Annotated in this window: 21 protein-coding genes; 12 read left to right on the top strand and 9 right to left on the bottom strand. The window is 45.8% G+C overall.

Annotation, left to right across the window (positions count from 1 at the left end; translation table 11 throughout):
- Window positions 1-11: 11 nt before the first annotated feature.
- A complete protein-coding gene (gene rpsU, locus K5609_RS17470) occupies window positions 12-227 on the bottom strand; it encodes a 30S ribosomal protein S21 (protein WP_016403353.1) in 216 nt (71 codons plus the stop codon).
- Between the two features lie 221 nt (window positions 228-448).
- Between rpsU and tsaD the strand changes: the two genes are divergently transcribed.
- Window positions 449-1,471, top strand: a complete 1,023-nt coding sequence (tsaD, locus tag K5609_RS17465) for a tRNA (adenosine(37)-N6)-threonylcarbamoyltransferase complex transferase subunit TsaD (protein ID WP_221074752.1) — start codon at window positions 449-451, stop codon at window positions 1,469-1,471.
- A gap of 31 nt (window positions 1,472-1,502) precedes the next feature.
- Here the strand turns inward: tsaD and plsY are convergent, their stop codons facing one another.
- A complete protein-coding gene (gene plsY, locus K5609_RS17460) occupies window positions 1,503-2,096 on the bottom strand; it encodes a glycerol-3-phosphate 1-O-acyltransferase PlsY (RefSeq protein WP_221074751.1) in 594 nt (197 codons plus the stop codon).
- Window positions 2,097-2,219: 123 nt separating this feature from the next.
- Between plsY and folB the strand changes: the two genes are divergently transcribed.
- Genes folB through K5609_RS17445 form a run of 3 tightly spaced genes read left to right on the top strand, consistent with a single transcriptional unit; the run spans window position 2,220 to window position 3,898 of the window.
- Window positions 2,220-2,585, top strand: coding sequence for a dihydroneopterin aldolase (gene folB / locus K5609_RS17455; RefSeq protein WP_221074750.1), 366 nt, complete (start codon window positions 2,220-2,222; stop codon window positions 2,583-2,585).
- A complete protein-coding gene (folK, locus tag K5609_RS17450; protein ID WP_221074749.1) occupies window positions 2,585-3,073 on the top strand; it encodes a 2-amino-4-hydroxy-6-hydroxymethyldihydropteridine diphosphokinase in 489 nt (162 codons plus the stop codon). The genes folB and folK overlap by 1 nt, the downstream gene beginning before the upstream one ends.
- Before the next feature lie 24 nt (window positions 3,074-3,097).
- A complete protein-coding gene (locus K5609_RS17445) occupies window positions 3,098-3,898 on the top strand; it encodes an undecaprenyl-diphosphate phosphatase (protein ID WP_221074748.1) in 801 nt (266 codons plus the stop codon).
- A gap of 71 nt (window positions 3,899-3,969) precedes the next feature.
- On the opposite strand, the gene K5609_RS17440 is transcribed toward K5609_RS17445, so the two are convergent.
- Window positions 3,970-5,211 (bottom strand): multifunctional CCA addition/repair protein, encoded by a 1,242-nt coding sequence (locus K5609_RS17440; protein WP_221074747.1) that lies wholly within the window; start codon window positions 5,209-5,211, stop codon window positions 3,970-3,972.
- A 134-nt stretch (window positions 5,212-5,345) separates the two neighbouring features.
- Between K5609_RS17440 and K5609_RS17435 the strand changes: the two genes are divergently transcribed.
- On the top strand, window positions 5,346-6,971 hold the full coding sequence (locus K5609_RS17435) for an ExeA family protein (protein ID WP_221074746.1): 1,626 nt from the start codon (window positions 5,346-5,348) through the stop codon (window positions 6,969-6,971).
- Complete coding sequence (locus K5609_RS17430) at window positions 6,971-7,777, top strand: general secretion pathway protein GspB (RefSeq protein WP_221074745.1); 807 nt, start codon at window positions 6,971-6,973, stop codon at window positions 7,775-7,777. Before K5609_RS17435 ends, K5609_RS17430 begins: the two co-directional genes overlap by 1 nt.
- 65 nt (window positions 7,778-7,842) lie before the next feature.
- Here K5609_RS17430 and K5609_RS17425 read toward each other — a convergent pair whose 3' ends face one another.
- The 3 genes from K5609_RS17425 to K5609_RS17415 all read right to left on the bottom strand — a co-directional run bounded on the left by K5609_RS17425 (window position 7,843) and on the right by K5609_RS17415 (window position 10,534).
- Window positions 7,843-8,454, bottom strand: coding sequence for a TIGR04211 family SH3 domain-containing protein (locus K5609_RS17425; RefSeq protein ID WP_221074744.1), 612 nt, complete (start codon window positions 8,452-8,454; stop codon window positions 7,843-7,845).
- Between the two features lie 110 nt (window positions 8,455-8,564).
- Complete coding sequence (locus K5609_RS17420) at window positions 8,565-9,830, bottom strand: inorganic phosphate transporter (RefSeq protein ID WP_221074743.1); 1,266 nt, start codon at window positions 9,828-9,830, stop codon at window positions 8,565-8,567.
- Between the two features lie 26 nt (window positions 9,831-9,856).
- Window positions 9,857-10,534: a TIGR00153 family protein gene (locus tag K5609_RS17415; protein ID WP_221074742.1), complete on the bottom strand. Its 678-nt coding sequence runs from the start codon at window positions 10,532-10,534 to the stop codon at window positions 9,857-9,859.
- 183 nt (window positions 10,535-10,717) lie between these two features.
- On the opposite strand from K5609_RS17415, the gene K5609_RS17410 reads away from it, so the two are divergent.
- Complete coding sequence (locus tag K5609_RS17410) at window positions 10,718-12,205, top strand: CYTH and CHAD domain-containing protein (RefSeq protein ID WP_221074741.1); 1,488 nt, start codon at window positions 10,718-10,720, stop codon at window positions 12,203-12,205.
- A 2-nt stretch (window positions 12,206-12,207) separates the two neighbouring features.
- Window positions 12,208-12,972 carry a YdcF family protein gene (locus K5609_RS17405; protein WP_221074740.1) on the top strand — a complete coding sequence of 255 codons (765 nt, stop codon included), beginning with the start codon at window positions 12,208-12,210 and terminating at the stop codon, window positions 12,970-12,972.
- A 13-nt stretch (window positions 12,973-12,985) separates the two neighbouring features.
- Here the strand turns inward: K5609_RS17405 and K5609_RS17400 are convergent, their stop codons facing one another.
- Window positions 12,986-13,732, bottom strand: a complete 747-nt coding sequence (locus K5609_RS17400; protein WP_221074739.1) for a potassium channel family protein — start codon at window positions 13,730-13,732, stop codon at window positions 12,986-12,988.
- A gap of 225 nt (window positions 13,733-13,957) precedes the next feature.
- On the opposite strand from K5609_RS17400, the gene glnE reads away from it, so the two are divergent.
- Window positions 13,958-16,819, top strand: coding sequence for a bifunctional [glutamate--ammonia ligase]-adenylyl-L-tyrosine phosphorylase/[glutamate--ammonia-ligase] adenylyltransferase (gene glnE, locus K5609_RS17395; protein WP_221074738.1), 2,862 nt, complete (start codon window positions 13,958-13,960; stop codon window positions 16,817-16,819).
- A gap of 65 nt (window positions 16,820-16,884) precedes the next feature.
- Here glnE and lpxL read toward each other — a convergent pair whose 3' ends face one another.
- Window positions 16,885-17,811: an LpxL/LpxP family Kdo(2)-lipid IV(A) lauroyl/palmitoleoyl acyltransferase gene (gene lpxL / locus K5609_RS17390; RefSeq protein WP_221074737.1), complete on the bottom strand. Its 927-nt coding sequence runs from the start codon at window positions 17,809-17,811 to the stop codon at window positions 16,885-16,887.
- A 118-nt stretch (window positions 17,812-17,929) separates the two neighbouring features.
- Here lpxL and hldE point away from each other — a divergent pair, with 118 nt between their 5' ends.
- On the top strand, window positions 17,930-19,363 hold the full coding sequence (hldE, locus tag K5609_RS17385; protein WP_221074736.1) for a bifunctional D-glycero-beta-D-manno-heptose-7-phosphate kinase/D-glycero-beta-D-manno-heptose 1-phosphate adenylyltransferase HldE: 1,434 nt from the start codon (window positions 17,930-17,932) through the stop codon (window positions 19,361-19,363).
- A gap of 66 nt (window positions 19,364-19,429) precedes the next feature.
- On the opposite strand, the gene tolC is transcribed toward hldE, so the two are convergent.
- Complete coding sequence (gene tolC, locus K5609_RS17380) at window positions 19,430-20,755, bottom strand: outer membrane channel protein TolC (RefSeq protein WP_221074735.1); 1,326 nt, start codon at window positions 20,753-20,755, stop codon at window positions 19,430-19,432.
- 245 nt (window positions 20,756-21,000) lie between these two features.
- On the opposite strand from tolC, the gene nudF reads away from it, so the two are divergent.
- The gene (nudF, locus tag K5609_RS17375) at window positions 21,001-21,651 is read left to right on the top strand and encodes an ADP-ribose diphosphatase (RefSeq protein ID WP_221074734.1); all 651 of its coding nucleotides are present in this window, start codon (window positions 21,001-21,003) and stop codon (window positions 21,649-21,651) included.
- Entirely contained in the window at window positions 21,641-22,081 is a 441-nt protein-coding gene (locus K5609_RS17370; protein ID WP_221074733.1) for a DUF1249 domain-containing protein, read from the top strand. Before nudF ends, K5609_RS17370 begins: the two co-directional genes overlap by 11 nt.
- Window positions 22,082-22,088 lie beyond the last annotated feature (7 nt).

The following is a 22,088-nucleotide window of genomic DNA, read 5'->3' as shown; positions in this document are numbered from 1 at the left end:
ATTAACAGCGCTTAGTACAAGCGAACGCGACGTGCGTTTTCACGAGCCAATTTCTTAGCGTGACGTTTAACAGCAGACGCTTTAGCACGTTTACGAGCTGTAGTTGGTTTTTCATAAAACTCGCGACGGCGAACTTCAGAAAGAATACCTGCTTTCTCGCAAGAGCGCTTGAAACGACGTAGAGCTACGTCAAATGGTTCGTTTTCACGTACTTTAACGATTGGCATATGCCTATCACCTTCCGGTTTATTAACGGCCGAACAAAAATCAGCCTGAGTGTTTAAAAATGGTGCGGAATTTTAAGCCGAACTAGGGGGCAATGTAAAGCCTATTTGTAATCCTCTGGTGAAATAAGCCGCTAGCAAGTAATATAGCTGCGATTTTAAGCGGGCTTAAGCATTAAAAACACCTATTTTTAAGCCAGTAACTAAGCAGGAAAAGCAAGATTATGCGTGTACTAGGTATTGAAACGTCGTGTGATGAAACGGGCGTGGCCATTTATGATGACCAACAAGGTTTATTGGCCGATGTTCTTTACAGCCAGGTTAAGCTGCATGCCGATTATGGTGGTGTGGTGCCCGAGTTAGCCTCGCGTGACCATATTCGTAAAACCATTCCGCTAATAAAAGAGGCAATGGCTGAAGCCAATTGCAGCCCCGAAGACATAGATGCAGTTACTTACACTGCTGGTCCGGGTTTAGTTGGGGCCTTGTTAGTGGGCTCGCTTACAGCGCGCAGTATAGCGATGGCGTGGAATAAGCCTGCTGTGCCGGTTCACCATATGGAAGGGCACTTGCTAGCCCCAATGTTGGAAGACAATCCACCGGAGTTTCCATTTTTAGCCTTGTTAGTTTCCGGTGGCCATACTCTATTAGTAGAAGTGGACGGCATTGGCGAATATCAAATTCTTGGTGAGTCTATTGATGATGCAGCCGGTGAAGCCTTTGATAAAACCGCCAAGCTATTAGGTTTAGATTACCCAGGTGGCCCAGCTCTAAGCCGTTTGGCTGAAAAGGGCACACCAGGCCGCTTTACTTTTCCTAGGCCGATGACTGATCGTCCTGGTTTAGATATGAGCTTTTCCGGCCTTAAAACCTTTGCTAAAAACACCATTGATGCGGAAGGCAAAGATGAGCAAACTCAGGCTGATATTGCTTTGGCTTTTCAACAAGCTTTAGTCGAGACCTTGATCATTAAGTGCCGTCGCGCTTTAAAGCAAACTGGCTTGAAGCGCTTGGTGATTGCTGGCGGTGTGAGTGCCAATAAGTCACTACGTGAGCAGTTGGGTGAGTTATTGGAGTCGCGAGGCGGAAAGGTGTTTTATCCTCGTCCAGAATTTTGTACCGATAACGGCGCTATGATTGCCTACGCTGGCATGCAGCGTTTTAAGGCGGGGCAAACCGAAGGTTTATCAGTAAAAGCGATGCCTCGTTGGCCGCTTGATGAGCTGCCGCCGGCTAAAGTGATGTAGTTAGATTCAAGCGCCCAGATGAGGCGCTTTTTTATTGGTCTTTGTTTACTACTTTGCTTTCGGTGTGGTTGCGTAGGCGACTAATATTGCTTTGGTGGCGGATAATAATCAGGCAGGCCAGCATGGCGACTGGCAAGGTGTACTCTGGTTTAATGAGCCAAGTATATAAAGGTGCGAGGCTTACACTCACTATGGCCGCCAAAGAGGAATAACCACGCAGTTTTAAGGTAATAATCCAGGTGACTATCAGCAAGGCGGCTAAGTCTAAGCCAATGGGTAGTACGCCGCCTAAGGCTGTAGCTACGCCTTTCCCGCCTTCAAAGTGAAAAAAGATGGGGTACATGTGGCCTAAACATGCGGCTATGCCGACAAAGCCTAAAACAATAGGCGCTAGGCCAACGTAATAGCCCAGCCAAACTGGCACCATGCCTTTTAGTAGGTCACACACCAGTACTAATGCTGCGGGAATTTTGCCGCCTATGCGGTAAACGTTGGTGGCGCCGGGGTTGTTTGAGCCGTGTTGGCGAGGGTCGGGTAAGCGATAAATTCGGCATATTAGTACGGCGCTGGATATAGAACCCAGCAAATAAGCCGCCGTAATAAAAAATAAACCGAGTAAACCCATTAGCTTAGAAGCATTCCACCAATTGCTGAATTGCGGTATTATCGCGCTCTCTCAAAGATCAAATCATACGCTGTTTTTTTAGCTAAGGCTAATAAGCACGTTTGCAGCACAGCAGCCAGAATTATGGATAAAGTATTTATTAAAGATCTCACCGTATTAGCCACCATCGGTGCTTACGAGTGGGAAAAAGAGATTAAGCAAAAGTTGCTTATCGATCTAGAAATGGCGTGGGATAACAAGCCTGCCGCCCAAAGCGACGATCTGTCACTTGCCTTGGATTATGCTTCGGTAAGCCAAGCGGTGAGCGACTTAGTGACTGGGCAAGCCCACGAATTAGTTGAAACGGTAGCTGAAAAAGTGGCGAGCTTGGTGATTCAACAGTTTTCTGTGCCGTGGATAAAAGTCACCATTAATAAACCCGGTGCGGTGCCTTTTGCCAGCAATGTTGGTGTACAAATCCAGCGCGAGCAAAAGGATTACCTTTCGTAATGGCCGATATCTTTGTAGGTATTGGCAGTAATATTGAGCGCGAGCAATACATTCGTCAGGGAGTGGCGGCCTTACGCGAGCAGTTTGGCGAGTTAAGCCTAAGCCCTGTTTACGAAAGCCCGGCCTTGGGATTTGATGGGCCTGCGTTTTACAATTTAGTGGCTAAGTTTACTAGCCCCTTATCGTTGCAAGCGGTGTTTGAGGCGATCAAACGGATTGAATTTGAACATGGGCGAGCAATGGATGCACAAAAGTACTCGTCACGAACGCTAGATATCGATATCCTTTTATATAACCACTTAGTGGTAGATTCACCCTGTGTATTACCCAGAGCCGAGATAAGTAAGAGTGCCTTTGTATTAAAGCCACTGGCAGATATTGCTGGCGAATTGATACATCCAACACTTCATCAAACTTACACGCAACTATGGCAAGATTTTGATCATAGTAGCCAAGCGCTCACTCTTGTAGAGAGTTTCAATTTATAATTTTTTAGCAGCAAGGAACCAAGAATGAGTACATTCGAGACCATTTTTTTGGCTTTGATCCAAGGTTTGACCGAGTTTTTACCAATTTCCAGTTCAGCCCATTTAATCTTACCTTCGCAAATCTTTGGTTGGGATGATCAAGGCATCGCTTTTGACGTAGCCGTGCACGTAGGTAGTTTGTTTGCTGTGCTGGGGTACTTTAGAAAAGAAGTATGGGCAATGCTAAAGGCTTGGCTAGGCTCCTTTGCCGGTAATCGCAGCCCCGAAGCAGTGCTAGCTTGGTTAATTATATTAGCCACCATTCCTGCGGTATTGTTTGGCGGTTTGTTTAAATCGATGATTGAAGAGTACTTGCGTTCGGCTTACGTGATTGCAACCACCACCATCGTGTTTGGTGGCTTGTTATGGTGGGCCGACTCTCAAGCGAAGCTCGTGCACGATGAGTATAAAATTGGCTGGAAACAAGCTCTGTTTGTGGGTGTTGCCCAAGCCATTGCCATTATTCCTGGAACATCGCGTAGCGGTATAACCATTACCGCTGGCTTAATGCTGGGTCTAACCCGTGAAGCAGCTGCTCGCTTTTCCTTCTTAATGTCTATTCCGGTAATTGTTGGTGCTTGTGTACTTATGGGCAAAGACATGGCTGATAATCCGGTTGATATTGATTGGTCTGCTATGTCGCTAGGTATATTGGTGTCGTTTATCAGTGCTTATTCTTGTATCCACCTGTTTATTAAGTGGGTGAACAAGGTTGGCATGAAGCCATTTGTTATCTACCGCATGGTGTTGGGAATTACTTTATTTGCCTTTTTGGCCTTAAGTTAAACCTCTTTGCGCTAGAACCAAAAAAGCACGCTAATTGGCGTGCTTTTTATTTTGCTTAGCGCCTGATTAAGTTATTGCTCAAGCTGTTGCAAGTAACGCTGTTTTTCTTGTTTAATCAGCTTAAGCCTCGCTAGATGCACTTGTTCTCTAATTGCCTCACCTTTAAAGCCTTGTTGCACAATAGCTTGAATATTCACGCTGTTGGCCACTTCAAGTTGCGCTAGCAAATAGTCATAGGGCGGGTAATCGTGTTGCTCAAAGCCTAAGCGCCCACGAATATCGGCCACGCCAGCTTCTAGTATTTGGGTAAAACGCTGCGGCTTGCGCCAAGCATCGCAGCGGTTAAACAGCTTTAGCACTGTTTCGGGGCGAAGCTCCAAAGCGCTGTGAATAGTAATATGATGCTCGGCAACTAGCAGGGCCAGATCGCGGTATTCGTTAGGGACCTTTATTCGTTGGCAAAAGGCTTTGATGAGTTTCACGCCCTTGGGCCCGTGGCCTGGATGAGAAGGTAGCTTTTCTTCGGGAGTGAGGGCCTTGCCAAAGTCATGGCATAAAGCGGCAAACCGCACCACTTCGTGGTATTCATGCTTAGCGCTTTGCTCAATCACCATTAAGGTGTGAATACCGGTATCAATCTCTGGGTGCCATTTGGGGCTGGCAGGTACACCAAATAAATCGTCTAGCTCAGGAATAAGGGCAGCCAGTGCGCCGGCTTCTCGCAATACCGCAAAAAACACTTGTGGTGATTGGCTACTCAGCGCTTTTTCTAACTCTCGCCAAATACGCTCTGGGGTTAAGCTGGCTAATTCGCCAGATTGAGCAATTTCTCGCATTAACTCGATGGTTTCATCAGCTACTTTAAATCCTAGATGATGAAAGCGCGCGGCAAAGCGAGCTACTCGCAATACTCGCAACGGATCTTCAACAAAAGCTGGTGATACATGGCGTAACAGTTTGGCTTCTAAGTCGCGTTGCCCGCCATAGGGGTCAATGAGATCGCCATTTTCGGCGCGGGCAATGGCATTTACTGTAAGGTCGCGTCGCAGTAGATCGTCTTCTAAGCGAATATCATCGGAAAAATCACAACTAAAGCCGGTGTAACCGATGCCTTGTTTGCGCTCAGTGCGGGCCAAAGCGTATTCTTCTTGACTGTGTGGATGCAAAAATACCGGGAAATCTTTACCAACTTGGCTGTAACCAAGCTGCAGCATTTGTTCGGGAGTTGCGCCAACTACTACGTGATCGCGGTCTTTTACTGGCAAACCTAGTAGTTGATCTCGTACTGCTCCGCCGACTAAATAGGTTTCCACTTATCACTCCTCGCTAACTAATATCCACAAACGCTTTGCGTGGGGGTATTATACACCTATCAATGCTCAATAGGGCTTGGATTGCGACTTGTAGATTAAGTAGCAGCCATAATCGGTGAAAGGATAGCGGTTTAATGTATTTGGATTATTTTGGCTTAACGGAAAGTCCCTTTTCGATAGCGCCAAACCCTGATTTCTTGTTTATGAGCGAGCGGCATAAAGAAGCCTTAGCTCACCTTACTTTTGGTTTGGGTGAGACTGGCGGCTTTGTTCTGCTTACCGGTGAGGTTGGTACCGGTAAAACCACCGTGTCGCGCGCCTTACTTAAACAGGTACCAGAAAACACCCAAGTTGCCTTGGTATTAAACCCTAGCCTTACCGAGCTAGAGTTATTAGCTACTGTGTGTGATGAGCTTAGCATTGAATACGACCGCGATTCCTTTAGTGTTAAAGACTTTGGTGACGCGATTCGTAAGCGCTTGTTAGAGAACCATTTCCAAGGCGGCAATACCATGCTGCTAATTGATGAAGCTCAGCACTTGTCGGTAGAAGTCCTCGAGCAACTGCGACTATTAACCAATTTTGAAACCGATACACGCAAGTTATTGCGGGTGGTATTAATTGGCCAACCCGAACTACAACAAAAGCTAAAGCAGCCAATTTTGCGTCAGCTGGCGCAGCGAATTACTGCCCGTTACCATTTGTTACCATTAACGGTAAATGAAGTAGAAGTTTACGTGCGCCACCGTTTAATGGTGGCAGGGTGTGAGCGACCATTATTTGCTCCTGCGGTAATTAAACAATTATTTAAAGCTGCTGATGGTATTCCGCGTGTTATTAACTTGCTATGCGATCGTGCTTTGTTAGCAGCCTATGGTCGTGACCAAATGCAGGTGGATAAAAAGGCGCTTAATCAAGCGATTGAAGAGGTGGCCCTTGGCGAGCCGAAAGCACAAGGTATTAATCTTAACTATGTACTAAGTGGTGCCTTGTTAGGGTGTTTAATCGTGATGGCCTGGTTTATCTTGCAGCAACCCGCCAAGCTTGCAGAAACAAGCCCAGAAGTCGCTGCTGTTCCTACCGTTGAAGAACCTGAAGTGGAAATCGTAGCTGTTGAGCCAGTGCTGGTAGAACCAAGCCAAGATGATATTCAAGCAATTAAACAAGAGTGGCAGCAACTGCGCGCGAACAACAGTTTGCCAGCACGCTCTTGGCAATTATTGCTACGCACTTGGGGTTACGATGTGGCGAATGCGCAAGCAAACTGTAACTTGGTGACCAGCTTAAACTTATATTGTTTAAACCTTACTGGCGGCGAGCGGGCATTGCGTGAAGTAAACCTTCCCGCGGTGGTTGAGTTAGAAGAAGATGGCCATTATTTTTATGCGGTGGTGCGCCATTGGGGGCCTAAATTAGAATTATGGATGGGTGACCGCGCAATTATGGTTAGCCGATCTTGGTTTGGGCAACGTTGGAGCGGTGAGTTTCAAGTACTCTGGAAGCAACCCCCAGGCTTTACTGGGGTGCTTAAGCAAGGCAACCAAGGCGAAGCGGTTTATTGGCTAGAGCAAAGTTTGTCGTTGATTCAAGGACAGCGTCCACGTAAAACCTTTAGCTTTGATGCCCAGTTAAGCCGCCAAGTGCAGCAGTTCCAGCAACAAAATCGTCTAAGTGCCGATGGTATAGCTGGTGTGTTTACTTTATTGCGTCTTAACCAACAGATTTATGTTGATCAACCGCGCTTGCAGGAGTTGAACTAATGTCCAGTATTTTAGACGCACAGCGCCGTAGTCAGCCAAACGAAGCAGTTGCTTTAGTTGCGCCTTCTTCAGTTAATCCGATATTAACCGCAGTGCTAAGTTCGGTACTGACTTTATCTTTAGGCGCTGGCGGTTTTTGGCTGTGGCAGCAATCAACCAAGGATACTGCGCCGCCTAAAGTGGAGGCAGCGATTCAGCCAGTGACTAAAGAGCTAGAAACCAAACCAATAATGCGGGTTTCTCGGGTGGTTGAACCTGACTTAGAAATAGAGATCTTAGCCTTGCCTCAATTAGAAGGGCTAGAAAAGGTTGATTTACTAGCGCTGCGCCAAAAGCAGTTTGAAACTTTATTAAATGCGCCTATTCCGCAGTATCAAGCGGCTGAGCCAGTGGCTAGGTCAAACTCCAGTTCTTCTGTAGTAGCCAGTAAGCCAGAGCCGCAGTCAGCGTCTGCTGAGTCTAGTTCAACAGAAGAAAAGGGCTTAGAGCAGCGTTTTGCTGCGGCTGTACAAGCAACCAATACCTTAAGTTGGGATGAGGAACTTGACCCTAGTAACTATGACGACGCACCCATGGTTGGGGCGCTCGACCCAGAGGTGCAAAAATTGGTACCGGCTATAACCTTTAACTCACATGTATTCTCTTCAGATCCTAATCGTCGTTATGTCACCCTTAATGATAAAGAATTAGTTGAGGGCGACTTTGTTACCAAAAACATTGAGTTGGTGGCGATTCGTCTTGATGACATTGTGCTGCGGGTAGCAGGTAACTTATGTCGACTCAACGCTTTGTCAGATTGGGGTTAACAAAAAAGTGGGGCTAACAAAAAAGGCGCACTAAGCGCCTTTTTTAATGGGGAAAATAGCAATGATTACATCCACTGATTATCACGTTTTTTGCGGCGTGGGATCATTGGCAGCAAGATACCCAGAATTAAACCAATACCCGCTACACCAGCACCACGCATAAACCATTGCATTTGCACGGCTTCATCTTTGGTGTCTAATTCGTTTTGAATAGCATTATTTTGCTGGCTGATTTGAGTTAGCTGTTCGTTTAACTGATCGTTAGTAAGCTGAAGTTGTTCTATTTGCTGTTGTTGGGCATTAATTTTTTCAGCTTGCTCAGCAGAGGCCGTACCACTGTCTTGCTGTTGTTGCTTAAGCGCCGTTTGGCTTTTTTCTAACTGGCTTTTTACTTGCTCTAATTGCGTGGCTAAACCCGGAGAACGGTTTAGGTATTTAGCTTCAACCCAACCTTCACGGCCGCCTTCTAGCACAATTTTGGCGTATTTATTTTCTTGGTTGAATTCAACCTGATTGATTTTGGTACCCGCGTTTACACTACCCACAATACGAAATTGGTTGCTAGGACCTGAATGCATGAAGACATATAAGTCATCAGAGATGTAACGAGTTTGAGCAAGAGCAGGAAAGGCGAGGGCAAGCGATAAAAAAGCAGCAGATAAGGTTCTGACAATCACGGCGTATCTCTTTATTTAGAATAGTTTCGCCGTTAGTGTACGAAACAACGTTGCTAGTCTCAACCAGCAACGTTGTTAATGTGAGTAAAGTTAACTAGTTTAGCGCTGTACTAGTTAAAAATAGCCAACATAATGTAGTAGAACACGATAGATAGTGCTGCACCAGCCGGTAGCGTTACTACCCAAGATACTACAATACTACGTACTACACCGAGGTTAAGTGCGGCAATACCACGCGCCATACCCACACCTAATACCGCACCCACTAGGGTTTGAGTAGTAGAGATTGGCAAGCCAGTACCAGAGGCTACAACTACGGTGGTTGCTGCAGCAAGTTCTGCGGCAAAACCACGGCTAGGTGTAAGGTGAGTAATACCTTTACCAATAGTGGCAATAACGCGGTGACCAAACAATGCCAAACCGGCCACAATACCTAAACCACCTAGTGGTAAAATCCACCAAGCTAGGGTCGCTTTAGCGCCAATTTCACCGTTGTTGCTTACTACGCTAACTACCGCAGCCAAAGGACCGATTGCGTTAGCTACGTCGTTTGAACCGTGGGCGAAGGCCATACAACAAGCAGTGATTACCATTAATACCGCAAATACTTTTTCTACGTTGGTGTAGTGCATTTGACGGTCAGCTTTAGGGTCAATTTTCAAGCGGCTAATAATTACTTTACCTACCAGCGCAACCAGTACGCCAATAGCTACAGCCCAAACGTAACCTTCTACACTGCTTAACTCTAAGCCAATGTGCTTAAGGCCCTTCTTAATGGTAACCAGTGCCATCATAAAGCCAGCGAGGAACATATAACCCGGTACGTAGCGCTTAGCAGCTTCTAGTGGGTTGTCATGTTCAAAGATGAGCTTTTGGGCACTAACAAAGATTAAGTAAGCAAATACACCTGAAATAGCCGGGGTAATTACCCAACTACCTACAATGCCGCCCACTTTAGCCCACTCTACTGCTTCGGTGCCTACGCCTACTGCAGCAAAACCAACAATGGCGCCGATAATAGAGTGAGTAGTAGATACCGGCCAGCCGTTGTAAGAGGCAATTAATAGCCAAGTACCAGCAGCAAGTAGTGCGGCAATCATACCGAATACTAATAGCTCGGGAGTATTAACAAAGGCGCCAGAATCAATGATGCCTTTACGTACAGTATTGGTTACTGCACCACCGGCCAAATACGCACCAGCGAACTCAAAGATCATCGCGATAATGATCGCTTGTTTAATAGTAATAGCGTTAGAGCCTACCGACGTACCCATAGCGTTGGCTACGTCGTTGGCACCAATACCCCATGCCATAACAAAGCCAAAAACGGCCGCAATAACAATCAGCGTAGTGCCGTAAGTTGCAAGAATTTCCATTGGAGTTACCTAAGTATTTTCTTTGTTTAGCGATAGATCATCAGTTCTAAGCGAGCGCCAACACGCTGCGCTTGGTCGGCCAGTTCGCCGATAGCTTCAATGATGAAATAAAGGAACATTGCGTCGATAGGATCTAGTTTTTTCTCTAGCTTTTGTAATTTTCGACGAATTTTGATTTGCTGTGCGTCGGTATCGTCCTCGATGATGTCGAGTTCGTGTACCATTTTTTTCACTAGGTCTACTTCACGGCCTTTAAAGCCAGTTTCCAGTAGATCTTCTAGTTCGTTGATAACTTCTTTAGCCTTACCTGTTGCATCTAAACAACGAGCTAAGTAAGTCATAAACATTTCTGCAAGCTTGGGAGGTAACTCCATCTTTCGCCCTAACATGCGGCCTGAAATGTCTTTTGCATTGTTAGCAATTCTATCTTGGTGAGTAAGCAGTTCGAGTACGTCTGAACGTTCAACCGGCATGAAAATACCACCTGGTAGATTCAAGCGAATTTCACGCTTCATGCGATCAGCTTCTTTTTCTAAGTTTGAAATGTCTCTACGACGCTTTGCCGCAGTTTTCCAATCTTTACTTAGTACTGCTTCAAAAAAAGGTACAAGACCTTCACAGCATTCGTGTACTACGTTTATATGCTCTTCTAGAGGTTTAATTGGCGACTTGGCGAACAAACCTAGAATTGTATTTCCGGACATAATCTGTGTTCCAATTAGCTATGCAAAGGATATATTTTTTGCGAGGCGCATGGTAACGTAGCGGAGCTTAAGTGCAAGCATTTATCTTACAAATTGTTGCTTTTTACTTGAGCTGAATCAAAGGTTTTGTATGAAAACTGAACAGAGGGAGCAGGTCGCTGCATCAGCCTACATGGATAAACCATGAACAATGAAATTGAAATCAAGCTCTTAGCTACACCTCAATGCGCGTCGGTGTTATTGGCTCGGCTCAATCAGTATAGTGTGCTGCAAACCGAAGTGAAAACCCTCACCAGTGTTTATTTTGATACTGATGACCGCCAACTGATGCGTTGGGGCATGGGCCTACGTATTCGCAGTGGCGATGGTGATAACGTTCAAACCATTAAAACTGATGGCCTTAGTGTGGGCGGCTTGCATCAGCGGCCCGAATACAATTGTGTACTTCAATCTAGTCAGCCTCACTTAGCCTTGTTTGAAGAGGTTGAGTGGCCAGCCGGTGCCGATCTCGCCAGCCTCAATAATCAGTTAAATCCTTTATTTACCACCACCTTCGATAGGCAAACTTGGTTAGTTGACCTTCCTAACGATACCTTAATAGAAGTAGCATTCGACCAAGGTTCGCTTACGGCGGGCAGCGAGCATGAAGCAATCTGTGAAATTGAGCTTGAGTTTGTGAAAGGCGACATTAGCCAACTATTTGAATTAGCCAGCGAGATTGCCACTATTGAAAGCTTGCGCCTGGCCAACATTAGCAAGGCCCAGCGCGGCTATATGCTGGCCACCGCTTATGCGCAGCAAGTAAAAAGCTTAACGGCGGTTAAGTTGAGTGACGCCGAGAGTAGCAGTGAGTGCCTAAGCCGTATCTTTGCAGGTGCTTTAGAGCATTGGCAATATCATGAACAGCTATTTGTAGAGCAGCGCAGTTTTGCCGCATTAGAACAAGTATCTTTGGCTGTGCAAATGTTGTATCAGGCTTGCAAAATGTTTAGTGAGCGTGATTTAGTGGAGTGCTCATGGATTAATGAGTTACGCTGGTTGCGCCAACAGTTTGCTTGGCTAACCCAGGCCGCTAGCTTAAATAAACTTACCGCTGAACGTGGCGCCTTAATTAAAAAATTGCCGCAGCAGCGCTCTTTACTGAAGACCCTTCAACAGCGTCAGCTCGATTTGCCTCAACCCGACGATGTTTACCAACTGATGCACAGTGCCCGTTATTGTAGCTTGATGCTAAAGATTACCCGTTGGTTATATCAGGCTAAGTGGCAGCATCGTCAATCTTTGCAGCAAGAGAATATTCAGGATATCGCCACCATCATGTTGCAAACCAGTTGGGATAATCTGCAGCGTTCTCCCTTGGCCGAGCCGCAACTCGATTGTAATGCTTACATGAAACAAGCCACTAAACTACGTCGTAATTTACTGGTGGGTATGTGTGTTGGCGAGCTGTTTGACCAGGAGCTTCGTCAAGACTTTAGGTTGCCTTGGGTTGATATTCTATCGGGTATTGAAGAGCTGAGTTTGTTTAAACCACTGCGCGAGCTAATGCCAGAGCAAGATGCTGAGTTGCAGCAGGCCATTGAAAAGTGGGTGCGTCGTAAAGAGCGTTCCTTACTGGATGCCCTCGAGTTTTCTCGCCAGCAAGCTTTACAACAAGCGGTGTATTGGTAAACGTGGACGGTTTTGCCTTAAAAAAACTGCTCACCGTATTGGCTATGCCCAGTACCTCACTTTGGCTGCTTATGTTACTGGCTCTCTTTTTTGGACTGCGAGGTCATAAACTTCTAGCCCGCAGCTGCGCCATAATTAGTTTGTTGTTGACGTTTTGTTTAAGCTTATATCCGGTAAGTGGTGCACTTATCTACCATTGGGAGAAGCAATACAACGGCTTACATACTCTTCCCCCCGATACCCAAATGATAGTGGTACTAGGCTGCTTACATTATCAAGATGAGAATCAGCCAATTACTAGTCAAGTTTTGCCTTGTGGTGCGATAAAAGTTGCCGAAGCGGTGCGTTTATGGCGTCAACAACCACAGGCTAAGATCTTATTGTCTGGTGGCGACAACGAAGGCAGCGGAGTACAACATGCTGATATGCTTGCCAAGCTGGCATTATCTCTAGGAGTGCCTGAATCGCGACTGATTCGTAGCTATCAGCTTAAAGATACCGCTGAAGAGGCGGCCAACATTGCTAGGCTTTACCCAAATACCAAGCTCACTCTAATCACACAAGCCTCTCATATGCCACGAGCGATGCTGCTGTTTACAATGAATGGGCTTCACCCTACCGCTGCACCCACCTACTATCAGGTGAAAAATTGGCATGCCGATAGTACTTGGCAAAGCTTTATACCGCGGCTGAGCCATATTGGTAAAGCCGATACCGCTGCTTATGAAGCGTTGGCCATGGCCTGGCTTAAGTTACGTAGTAACTAAACCATACTCCTTGTTATTTGTTCTTAGTTACCAGTTCATCCAGTTGTTGTTGGATTTGATTAAGCTGCTGCTTTATAAGTTGTTGTTCTTGCTGCTGCTCTAACAATAGTTGTTCTATTTGATGTTCAGGTTGAGACTTTCCGCGCAGCAACACCGTAGACATTAAACCGGATATGGCACCAAAAAAACCGACGCCAGTGAGTATCATGACGCCGGCTATTATGCGACCAGCATCGGTGACTGGTACAAAGTCACCGTAACCAACAGTAGAGATAGTTACAACCGCCCACCATAGCGCTTCACCCGCACTACTTATTTGGCTGCCAGCTTGGTCTTGTTCGGCCAGTAATATGCCAATGGAACCCAATAAAATAATCACTAGTAGAGTGAACAACACAGTGGCTGCGGCCGATTCTACCCGCCGATGTTTTAAGCTTGCTAACAGGTGGCGCTGTTCACTTATGGCTTTTATCAGTTTTATCGCGTGGAAGAAGCGTAATAAACGTAAAGCCTCAACCATGGGGATGCTCGCCACTAAATCTATCCAATGGTGTTTGCAATAGCTGAGCGGGGATTTGCTGCGTATAGCGCTTACCAAGAAATGTGCTATAAACACCACGCAAATAAGCGTATCAAGGTTAATCAGTAAGGCGCGGAGCTGAGAGTCTGCAGGATAGAACAGCAAGCTACTTACAATCACAATGGCGATTAGTGACAGTAGAAGCATCACTAGGTCAAAGGCATTGACGTGTGTTTTCATTGATGAATTCCGAATGGTAACTAGCGCTAATTTTACTATACGCCAGTTTTGTCTAACAACCGCTGGGCATCACTAAAAATGGCTGTCGAATCAGATTTTTGCTTGGATCTGCGGCGAAGCTTAGGTGGCAGTTTGATATGGCTTACACTCCCTGCGATCTGGCTTGTACTCAAGCATGAATCATGATGATATTAAGCCAAATTTTGGATTCGGGTTTTCTTCATCATGCCAAGTACTCTTCCTGTCCCTAGCGAGCTATCTACTATTGCTGAGCAATCTTGGGAGCGCCTCATTGAGTTAGCACCTAATTTATTAGAACAGCTAGACCCACAGCAACAATTACAGAGTAAAACCGCTTTTGCTTTGAGCGATTTTATTGCTCGCAGTTGCATTTGCCAGCCGAGTTTATTAGCGGATATTTGGCAGCAACAACTATTAGCCCAGCCCTTAAACGAACAGCAAATGCGTGAGCAGCTAAGTGCCGAGTTAGCTGAGCAAATTACTGATGACGGCGCTAAAAAGGTATTGCGCCAGTTTCGCCGTATGCAAATGGTGCTTATTGCTTGGCGCGATTTATTACTTAAGCAAGCGGTAACTGACAGCTTTGCGCAAGTTTCAGCAGTGGCTGATAGCAGCGTAGATTGTGCTAATCAATGGTTGTATAAGCGTTGCTGTAGTGAGTCTGGTACTCCCAGTGATGCCGAGGGTAATGCCCAGCCTTTAGTGGTGATTGGCATGGGCAAGTTAGGCGGGCGTGAGCTTAACTTTTCTTCCGATATCGATTTGATTTTTTGTTTTCCCGAGAACGGAGAAACCCAAGGTGGCCGCCGTAGTGTTGCCAATCAGCAGTTCTTTATTCGCATGGGGCAGCGGCTTATTCAACTGATTGATCAAACCACCGTAGATGGCTTTGTATTTCGGGTAGACATGCGCTTGCGACCATTTGGTGAGTCTGGTCCCTTGGCCGTTAGTTACGCGGCCTTTGAAGATTATTATCAGCATCATGGCCGAGATTGGGAGCGCTACGCCATGGTTAAGGCGCGAGTTATTAACCAAGACTTGCGCTTTGATCAAGATATTCAGGCCATGCTTAAGCCCTATGTTTATCGTCGCTACATCGACTTTAGTGCTATTCAAGCACTGCGTTCGATGAAGGCTATGATTAACTCTGAAATCCGTCGCAAAGGCTTGCGCGATAATATCAAACTGGGCTCAGGCGGCATTCGTGAAATTGAGTTTATTGTACAAACCTTCCAGCTTATTCGTGGTGGGCGCGAGCCGGTGCTACAAACCCGTTCACTACTACAGGCTTTGTCGCAGTTAAGTGAGCACGGTGAGTTGAGTGAAGCTCAAACCAAGATGCTGCGCGAACACTATTTGTATCTACGCCAAGTGGAAAACATTCTGCAGCAAATAGACGACCAGCAAACTCAAACCCTACCAGATACAAGCGGTGACCAACAGCGCGTTGCTTGGGTAATGGGTCATGAAAATTGGGAGAGCTTCTACCAACAATTGCAGCAAGGGCTTGCTCAGGTAAACGCCTGCTTCCAATCTGCCATTGGTGAAGAGGAACAAGAAGAGCATCAAGCAGGCCAAGAATATGATGATTTGTGGCATTGCGGCGCCGATAGAGAAGCTCTCGCTAGCTTGATGAGCAAACATGTTTGTAGCGAGGAAGAACAAAAAGCTCGCGTAGAGACCATGTATCACTTTATGCACGCCGTAGAGAAGCGCCAAATTGGTCAGCGCGGTCGCCAAACCCTAGAGCGGATGATGCCAAGTTTATTACAGCAGCTGTTTGAGCATCCTCAAACCAGTTTGGTATTGCCGCGGGTAATGGTATTGCTTGAGCGGATTCTATCAAGAACCGCTTACCTAGAGCTGTTAGCCGAAAACCCAGCTTCGTTGCAGCAGCTATTAAGGCTTTGCGCAGGCAGTGCCATGTTGGCGCAAAAGCTGGCGAGCTTTCCTATTCTTTTGGATGAACTACTTGATCCTAAGCTTCTGTATAACCCGGCCAGCGAAGACAGTTACGCCCAGCAGCTCCGTGAGTTTATGTTGCGTATTCCGCCCGATGATATGGAACAGCAAATGGAGGCGCTGCGTCAGTTCAAACAAATTCAGCAGCTGCGTATTACTGCCGCCGATATTGCCGGTGCATTGCCGCTAATGAAAGTGAGCGATCACCTAACCGCGGTAGCCGAAGTAATAGTAAACGCGGTGGTTGAGCAAGCCTGGAGCCAGATGGTTGAGCGCCATGGTTACCCAGAGCATTTAGGTGAACAACAACGCGGTTTTGCGGTAGTGGGTTATGGCAAAATTGGTGGCATCGAAACTGGTTATAGCTCCGATCTAGATTTAGTCTTTTTGCACAATAGCGATAGTAGCACCTATACCAATGGCCCAAAGCAAATCGACAGTAAGCAGTTTTATTTAAAGCTGGCACAGCGAATTATGCATCTGTTTAATACACGCACCGCCTCAGGTGTACTGTATGAATTAGATATGCGCTTACGCCCTTCTGGTGCTTCTGGTTTATTGGTTTCCGCCATTGAAGCCTTTGAGCAATATCAAGTGAAGGAAGCGTGGACCTGGGAGCACCAAGCGCTTGTGCGTGCCAGAGTGATTTATGGCGATGCAGAACTCGCAGAGAGTTTCGCCCAAGTTCGCCATAAAATTTTAGCTCAACCACGCCAAGCTTCAGAGCTAGCCAAACAAGTACAAGAGATGCGCAGTAAAATGCAGGGGCATTTAAGCCGAGAAACTGAAGACGTTCTGGATCTCAAGCAATCTCCTGGCGGTATGGTAGACATTGAATTCATTGCTCAATACTTAGTATTACTGCATACCCAAGAGTACCCTCAGTTAAGTAAATGGACTGACAACGTAAGAATATTTGAAAGCTGTGCCGAGCTTGATTTGTTAAAGCCTGAACAAGCGCAGGGGCTAAGCCAAAGCTATTTGGATATTCGTGATGAGTGTCATCGCTGTGGTCTGCAAGGTTTGCCACGTTTGGCCAACAAAGCCGAGTTTAAGCAAGATCTAAGTGTAGTTACCGATACTTGGCAACAGCTGTTTACTTAGTACTAAACAACAGTTTCAAGGTTTAGAATAGGCGCTGCTTTTAAGTTTAAGTCAGCGCCTTTTTATTAATAAATGCCTTGTTCACCTTCTGGGCGAGATTTAAAGCGGCGGTGGATCCACATATATTGCTCGGGCGCGCGTAGAATGGCTTTTTCTACCACTTGGTTTATGGTGTGGGCATCTTGTTCATCATCACCTTGCGGGTAGTTATCTAGGGCTGGTTCAATAACCAAGGTAAAGCCTGAGCCATCTTCATTACGTAGTGCATAGGTTGGCAATACCTGCACGTTTTTCACTTTAGCTAAGGTGGCGGTGCCGGTAATAGTGGCAGCTTTATCTTGAGCAAAAAACGGTACAAACACCGCAGCATGGGTACCGTAGTCATGATCGGGTGCATACCAAACCGCATTGTCTTGGCGCAGCGCTTTAATCATGCCGCGCACATCGGTGCGATCTACTAAGTATTTATTAGACTTAGTGCGACCGTGATATTGATAGTACTCATAAACCGAGTTTTTGTTAGGACGGTAGATCCCAACACCAGGATCCAAGGTGCCATAAGCGCGAGCATGGCTTTCTAAGGTCCAGAAGTGGGCACTTACTAATAAAATCCCCCCTTGTTGCTCACGCGCTTTTTTAAGGTGTTCAAGGCCTTCTACTTTAAAGTGTTTTTCAAAGCGCCATTGTGGCCAAAACCAAGCATTGGCGGTATCCACTACCGAATGCCCTAAATGCCGAAAACAGCCTTCAACCAGTTGCTCTCGCTCTGCTTCACTTTTGTCTGGAAAACAAATTTCCAAATTGCGGCGGGTAATATGTACACGTGACTTCATCAATGCTCGGCCTAAGCGGCCAATGCCTAAACCCAAGTAATGCTGAACGCGATAAGGCAGCAAACTAATACTGAACATAAAGCCAATTAATACCCAGGCCCCCCAGTTCTTTGGGTGAAAAGATTGTGCGTTAAGCTTGGGTGATGAAATTTTCGCCATATTTTACTTTGTCACTGTAATAATGTGTAAAGTCTACTGGATATCAAGAGATTATGCCGCAGACCATAAGTTTAACTATGATAAACTGTTAATAATTATTTTTCGATGAGAGTGAACAATGAGAATAACCCTCCCTGAGTTTGCCCAAGCTAAGGTGTTAGTAGTTGGCGATGTAATGTTAGACCGCTATTGGCATGGACCTACCGGACGCATCTCGCCTGAAGCCCCGGTTCCAGTGGTTAAAGTTGAACAAATTGAAGAACGCCCTGGCGGCGCGGCTAACGTAGCCTTAAACGCCGTGGCCTTAGGCGCAGGCTCTACGTTATTAGGTATGAGCGGCGAAGACGAAGCAGGCATAGCCTTAGAAAACAAGTTGGCAGCGGTTGGTGTAGAGTGCCAATTTACTAAGTTTGCTGATTACCCAACAATTACCAAGCTACGGGTACTAAGCCGTCACCAGCAATTAATTCGTTTAGATTTTGAAGAAAATTTTCATGAAGTAGATAGTAAAGACTTGAGCGCTAGCTTTGCTGAGCAGGTGAAGCAACATCAAGTGGTTATTTTATCTGACTACAACAAAGGCGCATTAAACCAAGTTGGCGATTTAATTGCTCTGGCACGCGATGCCGGTGTTCCTGTATTGGTTGACCCAAAAGGCAGTGCCTTTGATAAGTATCGCGGTGCAACTTTGCTCACGCCTAACTTTTCTGAGTTTGAAGCGGTGGTTGGTCACTGTAAAGATGAAGACGAAATTATTAGCAAAGGTGAAGCTCTAATCGAGCAGTTAGACCTAGAAGCTTTACTAGTGACACGCAGTGAACACGGTATGACGCTTATCCGTAAGGGCCAACCAGAGTTGCATTTAGCCGCGCTAGCACAAGAGGTTTACGATGTAACCGGTGCTGGTGATACGGTGATTTCTACTTTAGCTAGCTCTCTAGCGGCTGGCTCGAGCTTAGACGATGCTTGTGCCTTAGCCAATGCCGCTGCAGGCATTGTGGTTGGAAAACTAGGTACGTCTACGGTGTCTACCATTGAGCTTGCCAACGCAGTATATGGTTCGCAGGAAACTGGCTTTGGCGTGCTAAGTGAACAACAGCTTAAGTTTGCTTTGGAGGCTGCTAAGCGTCGCGGCGAAACGGTGGTGATGACCAACGGTTGTTTCGATATTTTGCATGCCGGTCATGTGTCTTACCTTAATCACGCACGTACTTTGGGTGACCGTTTAATTGTTGCAGTAAACAATGATGATTCTGTAAAGCGCCTAAAAGGTGAAGGGCGCCCAGTAAATAGTGTCGATCGCCGTATGGCGGTGCTTGCTGGTTTAGGTGCGGTTGATTGGGTGGTTGATTTTAGTGAAGATACGCCACAGCGGTTAATTGCTAACTTATTGCCAGACTTATTGGTGAAAGGCGGCGATTACAAGCCAGAAGAGATTGCTGGTGGGCAAGAAGTGATTGCCAATGGCGGTGAAGTGCGAGTGCTTAATTTCGAAGATGGTTGTTCAACTTCGGAAATCATTAAGTCTATTCGTCAAAATCAAATCGACTAGTTTTGTTGTTGATTCAAAAAGGCGCCAATTGGCGCCCTTTTTTATTTCGAATCTTTACCAACGATATTACTGGGGAGGCATTAAGCCAGAGTTAACCAGTGCTACGTCTTCTTCAGTTAAGGTACCGGCTGCTTGTTTAAGCGCTAGCATGTTAAGAATATAATCATAACGGGCGTTAGCTAAATCGCTTTTTGCAGAATACAAGTTACGTGTGGCGTCTTGTACATCAACAATGGTACGAGTACCTACTTCAAAGCCTGCTTCGGTGGCTTCTAGTGCACTTTGTGAAGACACTACTGTCTGCTCAAAGGCTTTAACCGAACCAATGCTGGCACTTACGTTATTCACTACCGAGTTAACCGTGCTTTGCACTGTGCGGAAGGTTTGCTCTAGCGCTTCTGAAGAAGCGATATAGCTAAACTGCGCTTGTCGTACTTGTGAATCAATGCTGCCACCTAAGTAGATTGGCCAGTTGAACTCAAGACCAATATTACCAGCATTTGAACTACCGCCTTGAAGTGAATCATAGGCGTCGTTACCGTATTGGTTATTGTCATAACCAATACCTGCAGTTAGGTCTAGGGTTGGTAAGTGACCACTTTGTGCTAATTCGATTTGCTCTTGAGCAATCTCTTTACTAATGCGCTGAGCGTTTAGCTCTAGGTTGCGGTCGGTCGCAGTAGCTAACCAAAAGTCTGAGCCTTGCTCAAGTGGGTTTGGCTCAAAACGCTGGGTATTAAGAATGTTAAGCTCGCGGTGCTCTAAACCGGTTAGCTCTCGTAAGTCTTCGTAGCTGTTAGACAGGTCGTTACGCGCTTGAATTTCTTGGGCAAGGGTACGGTCATATTCAGCTTGGGCTTCGTGTACATCGGTAATCGCAGTAAGACCAACGTTAAAGCGTTGTTTAGTTTGCTCTAACTGACGACCAACGGCCGTTTTGTTGGCTTCAACAAAACTTACGTTGTCCATGGCGCGCAATACATTGAAGTAAGCGTTACTTACACGAATAATCAGACTCTGAACGTCATTACCATATACGGCTTCAGAACGTGTCGCATTCTTCTCAGAGATGCTTAAGCTGGTCCAGTTGGTTTTAGAGTAAAGCGACTGGCTAAGGCCAACCGATGCATTAGTGTTGGTAATGCTGTCAATGGTGTCGTTACTGGTAGCAGTGTATTTAGCACCGGCACCAAAACCAATTTGTGGAAGCAGAGATGCACGAGATTCAGTAATTTGCTCAAAGGCGATGTCACGCTGAGCTTTACTTTGCAAAATTACAGGATCTTTTTCTTGAGCGAGTTGATAAATTTGCAATAAATCATCAGCTTGGGCTTGGAATGCTAAAGAGCTCATTCCACAAGCTAATATTAACGATTTGATTTTCAGCTTCATTACGCCTTTCCTTTGGTCGCTGTGTTAGCGAGGTTATTTCGGGAATAGATATTTACTTTGTGTAGACTAAATCTTAATAGTTTAAAACTACCACAGTTTAATTAATGCTAGTCTATACCAGCTTTATTTGTAGAGTAAGACCTAGATAACAAAGAAAAAGCATAAATTTACGGTCAATCTTGTGTTTGATCAATAAGTTCTGACAATTTTTATACCAATCGTTACAAAAAGGAGTCTTGGTCAATATGACAAAGTTGCAAAATAGTAGTCAATTTTCTCATCAAGATGTGGAAATCAAAGATGTAGAAGATGTATATCAAGGCTTCTTCAAAATGCAGCGTTATACTCTGCGCCATCGTTTGTATCAAGGCGGTTGGAGTAACTGGATTCAGCGTGAAATGATGGATCGTGGTCACGCTGCCGGTATTTTGTTATTTGACCCCAAGTTAGACCAAGTTGTGTTGGTGGAGCAGTTTAGAATTGGCGCTATTGAAACTGGCGCTAGCCCTTGGTTACTGGAAATTGTTGCCGGCATGCTAGACAGCGGCCAGCCACCTTTAGAGGTAGCAGTGCGCGAAGCCGAAGAAGAGGCGGGCTTAAGCGTAAATCGGGTATTTTCTTGCAACAGTTTTTTGCCGGGCGCTGGTGGCTTAAGTGAACGCATCCATTTGTATATAGGTGAAGTAGATTCCAGCCAAGCGGGCGGTGTTCACGGCCTAGATAAAGAAAACGAAGACATATTAGTTAAAGTGATCAGTCGCGAGCAGGCCTTTGAGTGGGTGCAGCAAGGTATTATCGACAATGCAGCAGCGGTTATTGCTATTCAATGGCTGCAGTTGAATTTGCAGAAGGTACGCCAGCAGTGGCAAAATGATGGCGATGGTGATGCCCAGTAATACTGGCCCTACTCGTTATCGAGTCAACCTCGACGAGTTGATGCAGCTTTATGCTGCCAATTACAGCTTGATGACGCGTTTATTTCCAGGGCCGCTAGAAGTGGGGCAAATATTACGTTTGGTTCCAAATTTGGGTGAAGATTATTTGCTCGAAAGCAAAGAACTTACTCGCTACACGGCGCTTTACGAGATAAGGCAAGCCAGTGCCCAAGCCTATAATTACCTGCAGCCGCAGCTGCTGGTGCGCTTGTATCACGATGCACGGTTGGCGGAAGTGTGTGCTAGTCAGCAGATTTATAAGCTTAAACCAAGGTATGATTACCCGAATAAAAAGATGCATCACCAAGATGAAAAGCATCAAACAAATCAGTTTCTTAATGACTGGTTAGTATTTTGTTTAAAACAGCGGATTAAAGTTGAGTTTGCTTAAGCAAACT

This window comes from Agarivorans aestuarii, assembly GCF_019670125.1.
GTDB lineage: Bacteria > Pseudomonadota > Gammaproteobacteria > Enterobacterales > Celerinatantimonadaceae > Agarivorans > Agarivorans aestuarii.
This window is presented reverse-complemented; position numbering and strand designations above follow the sequence as displayed.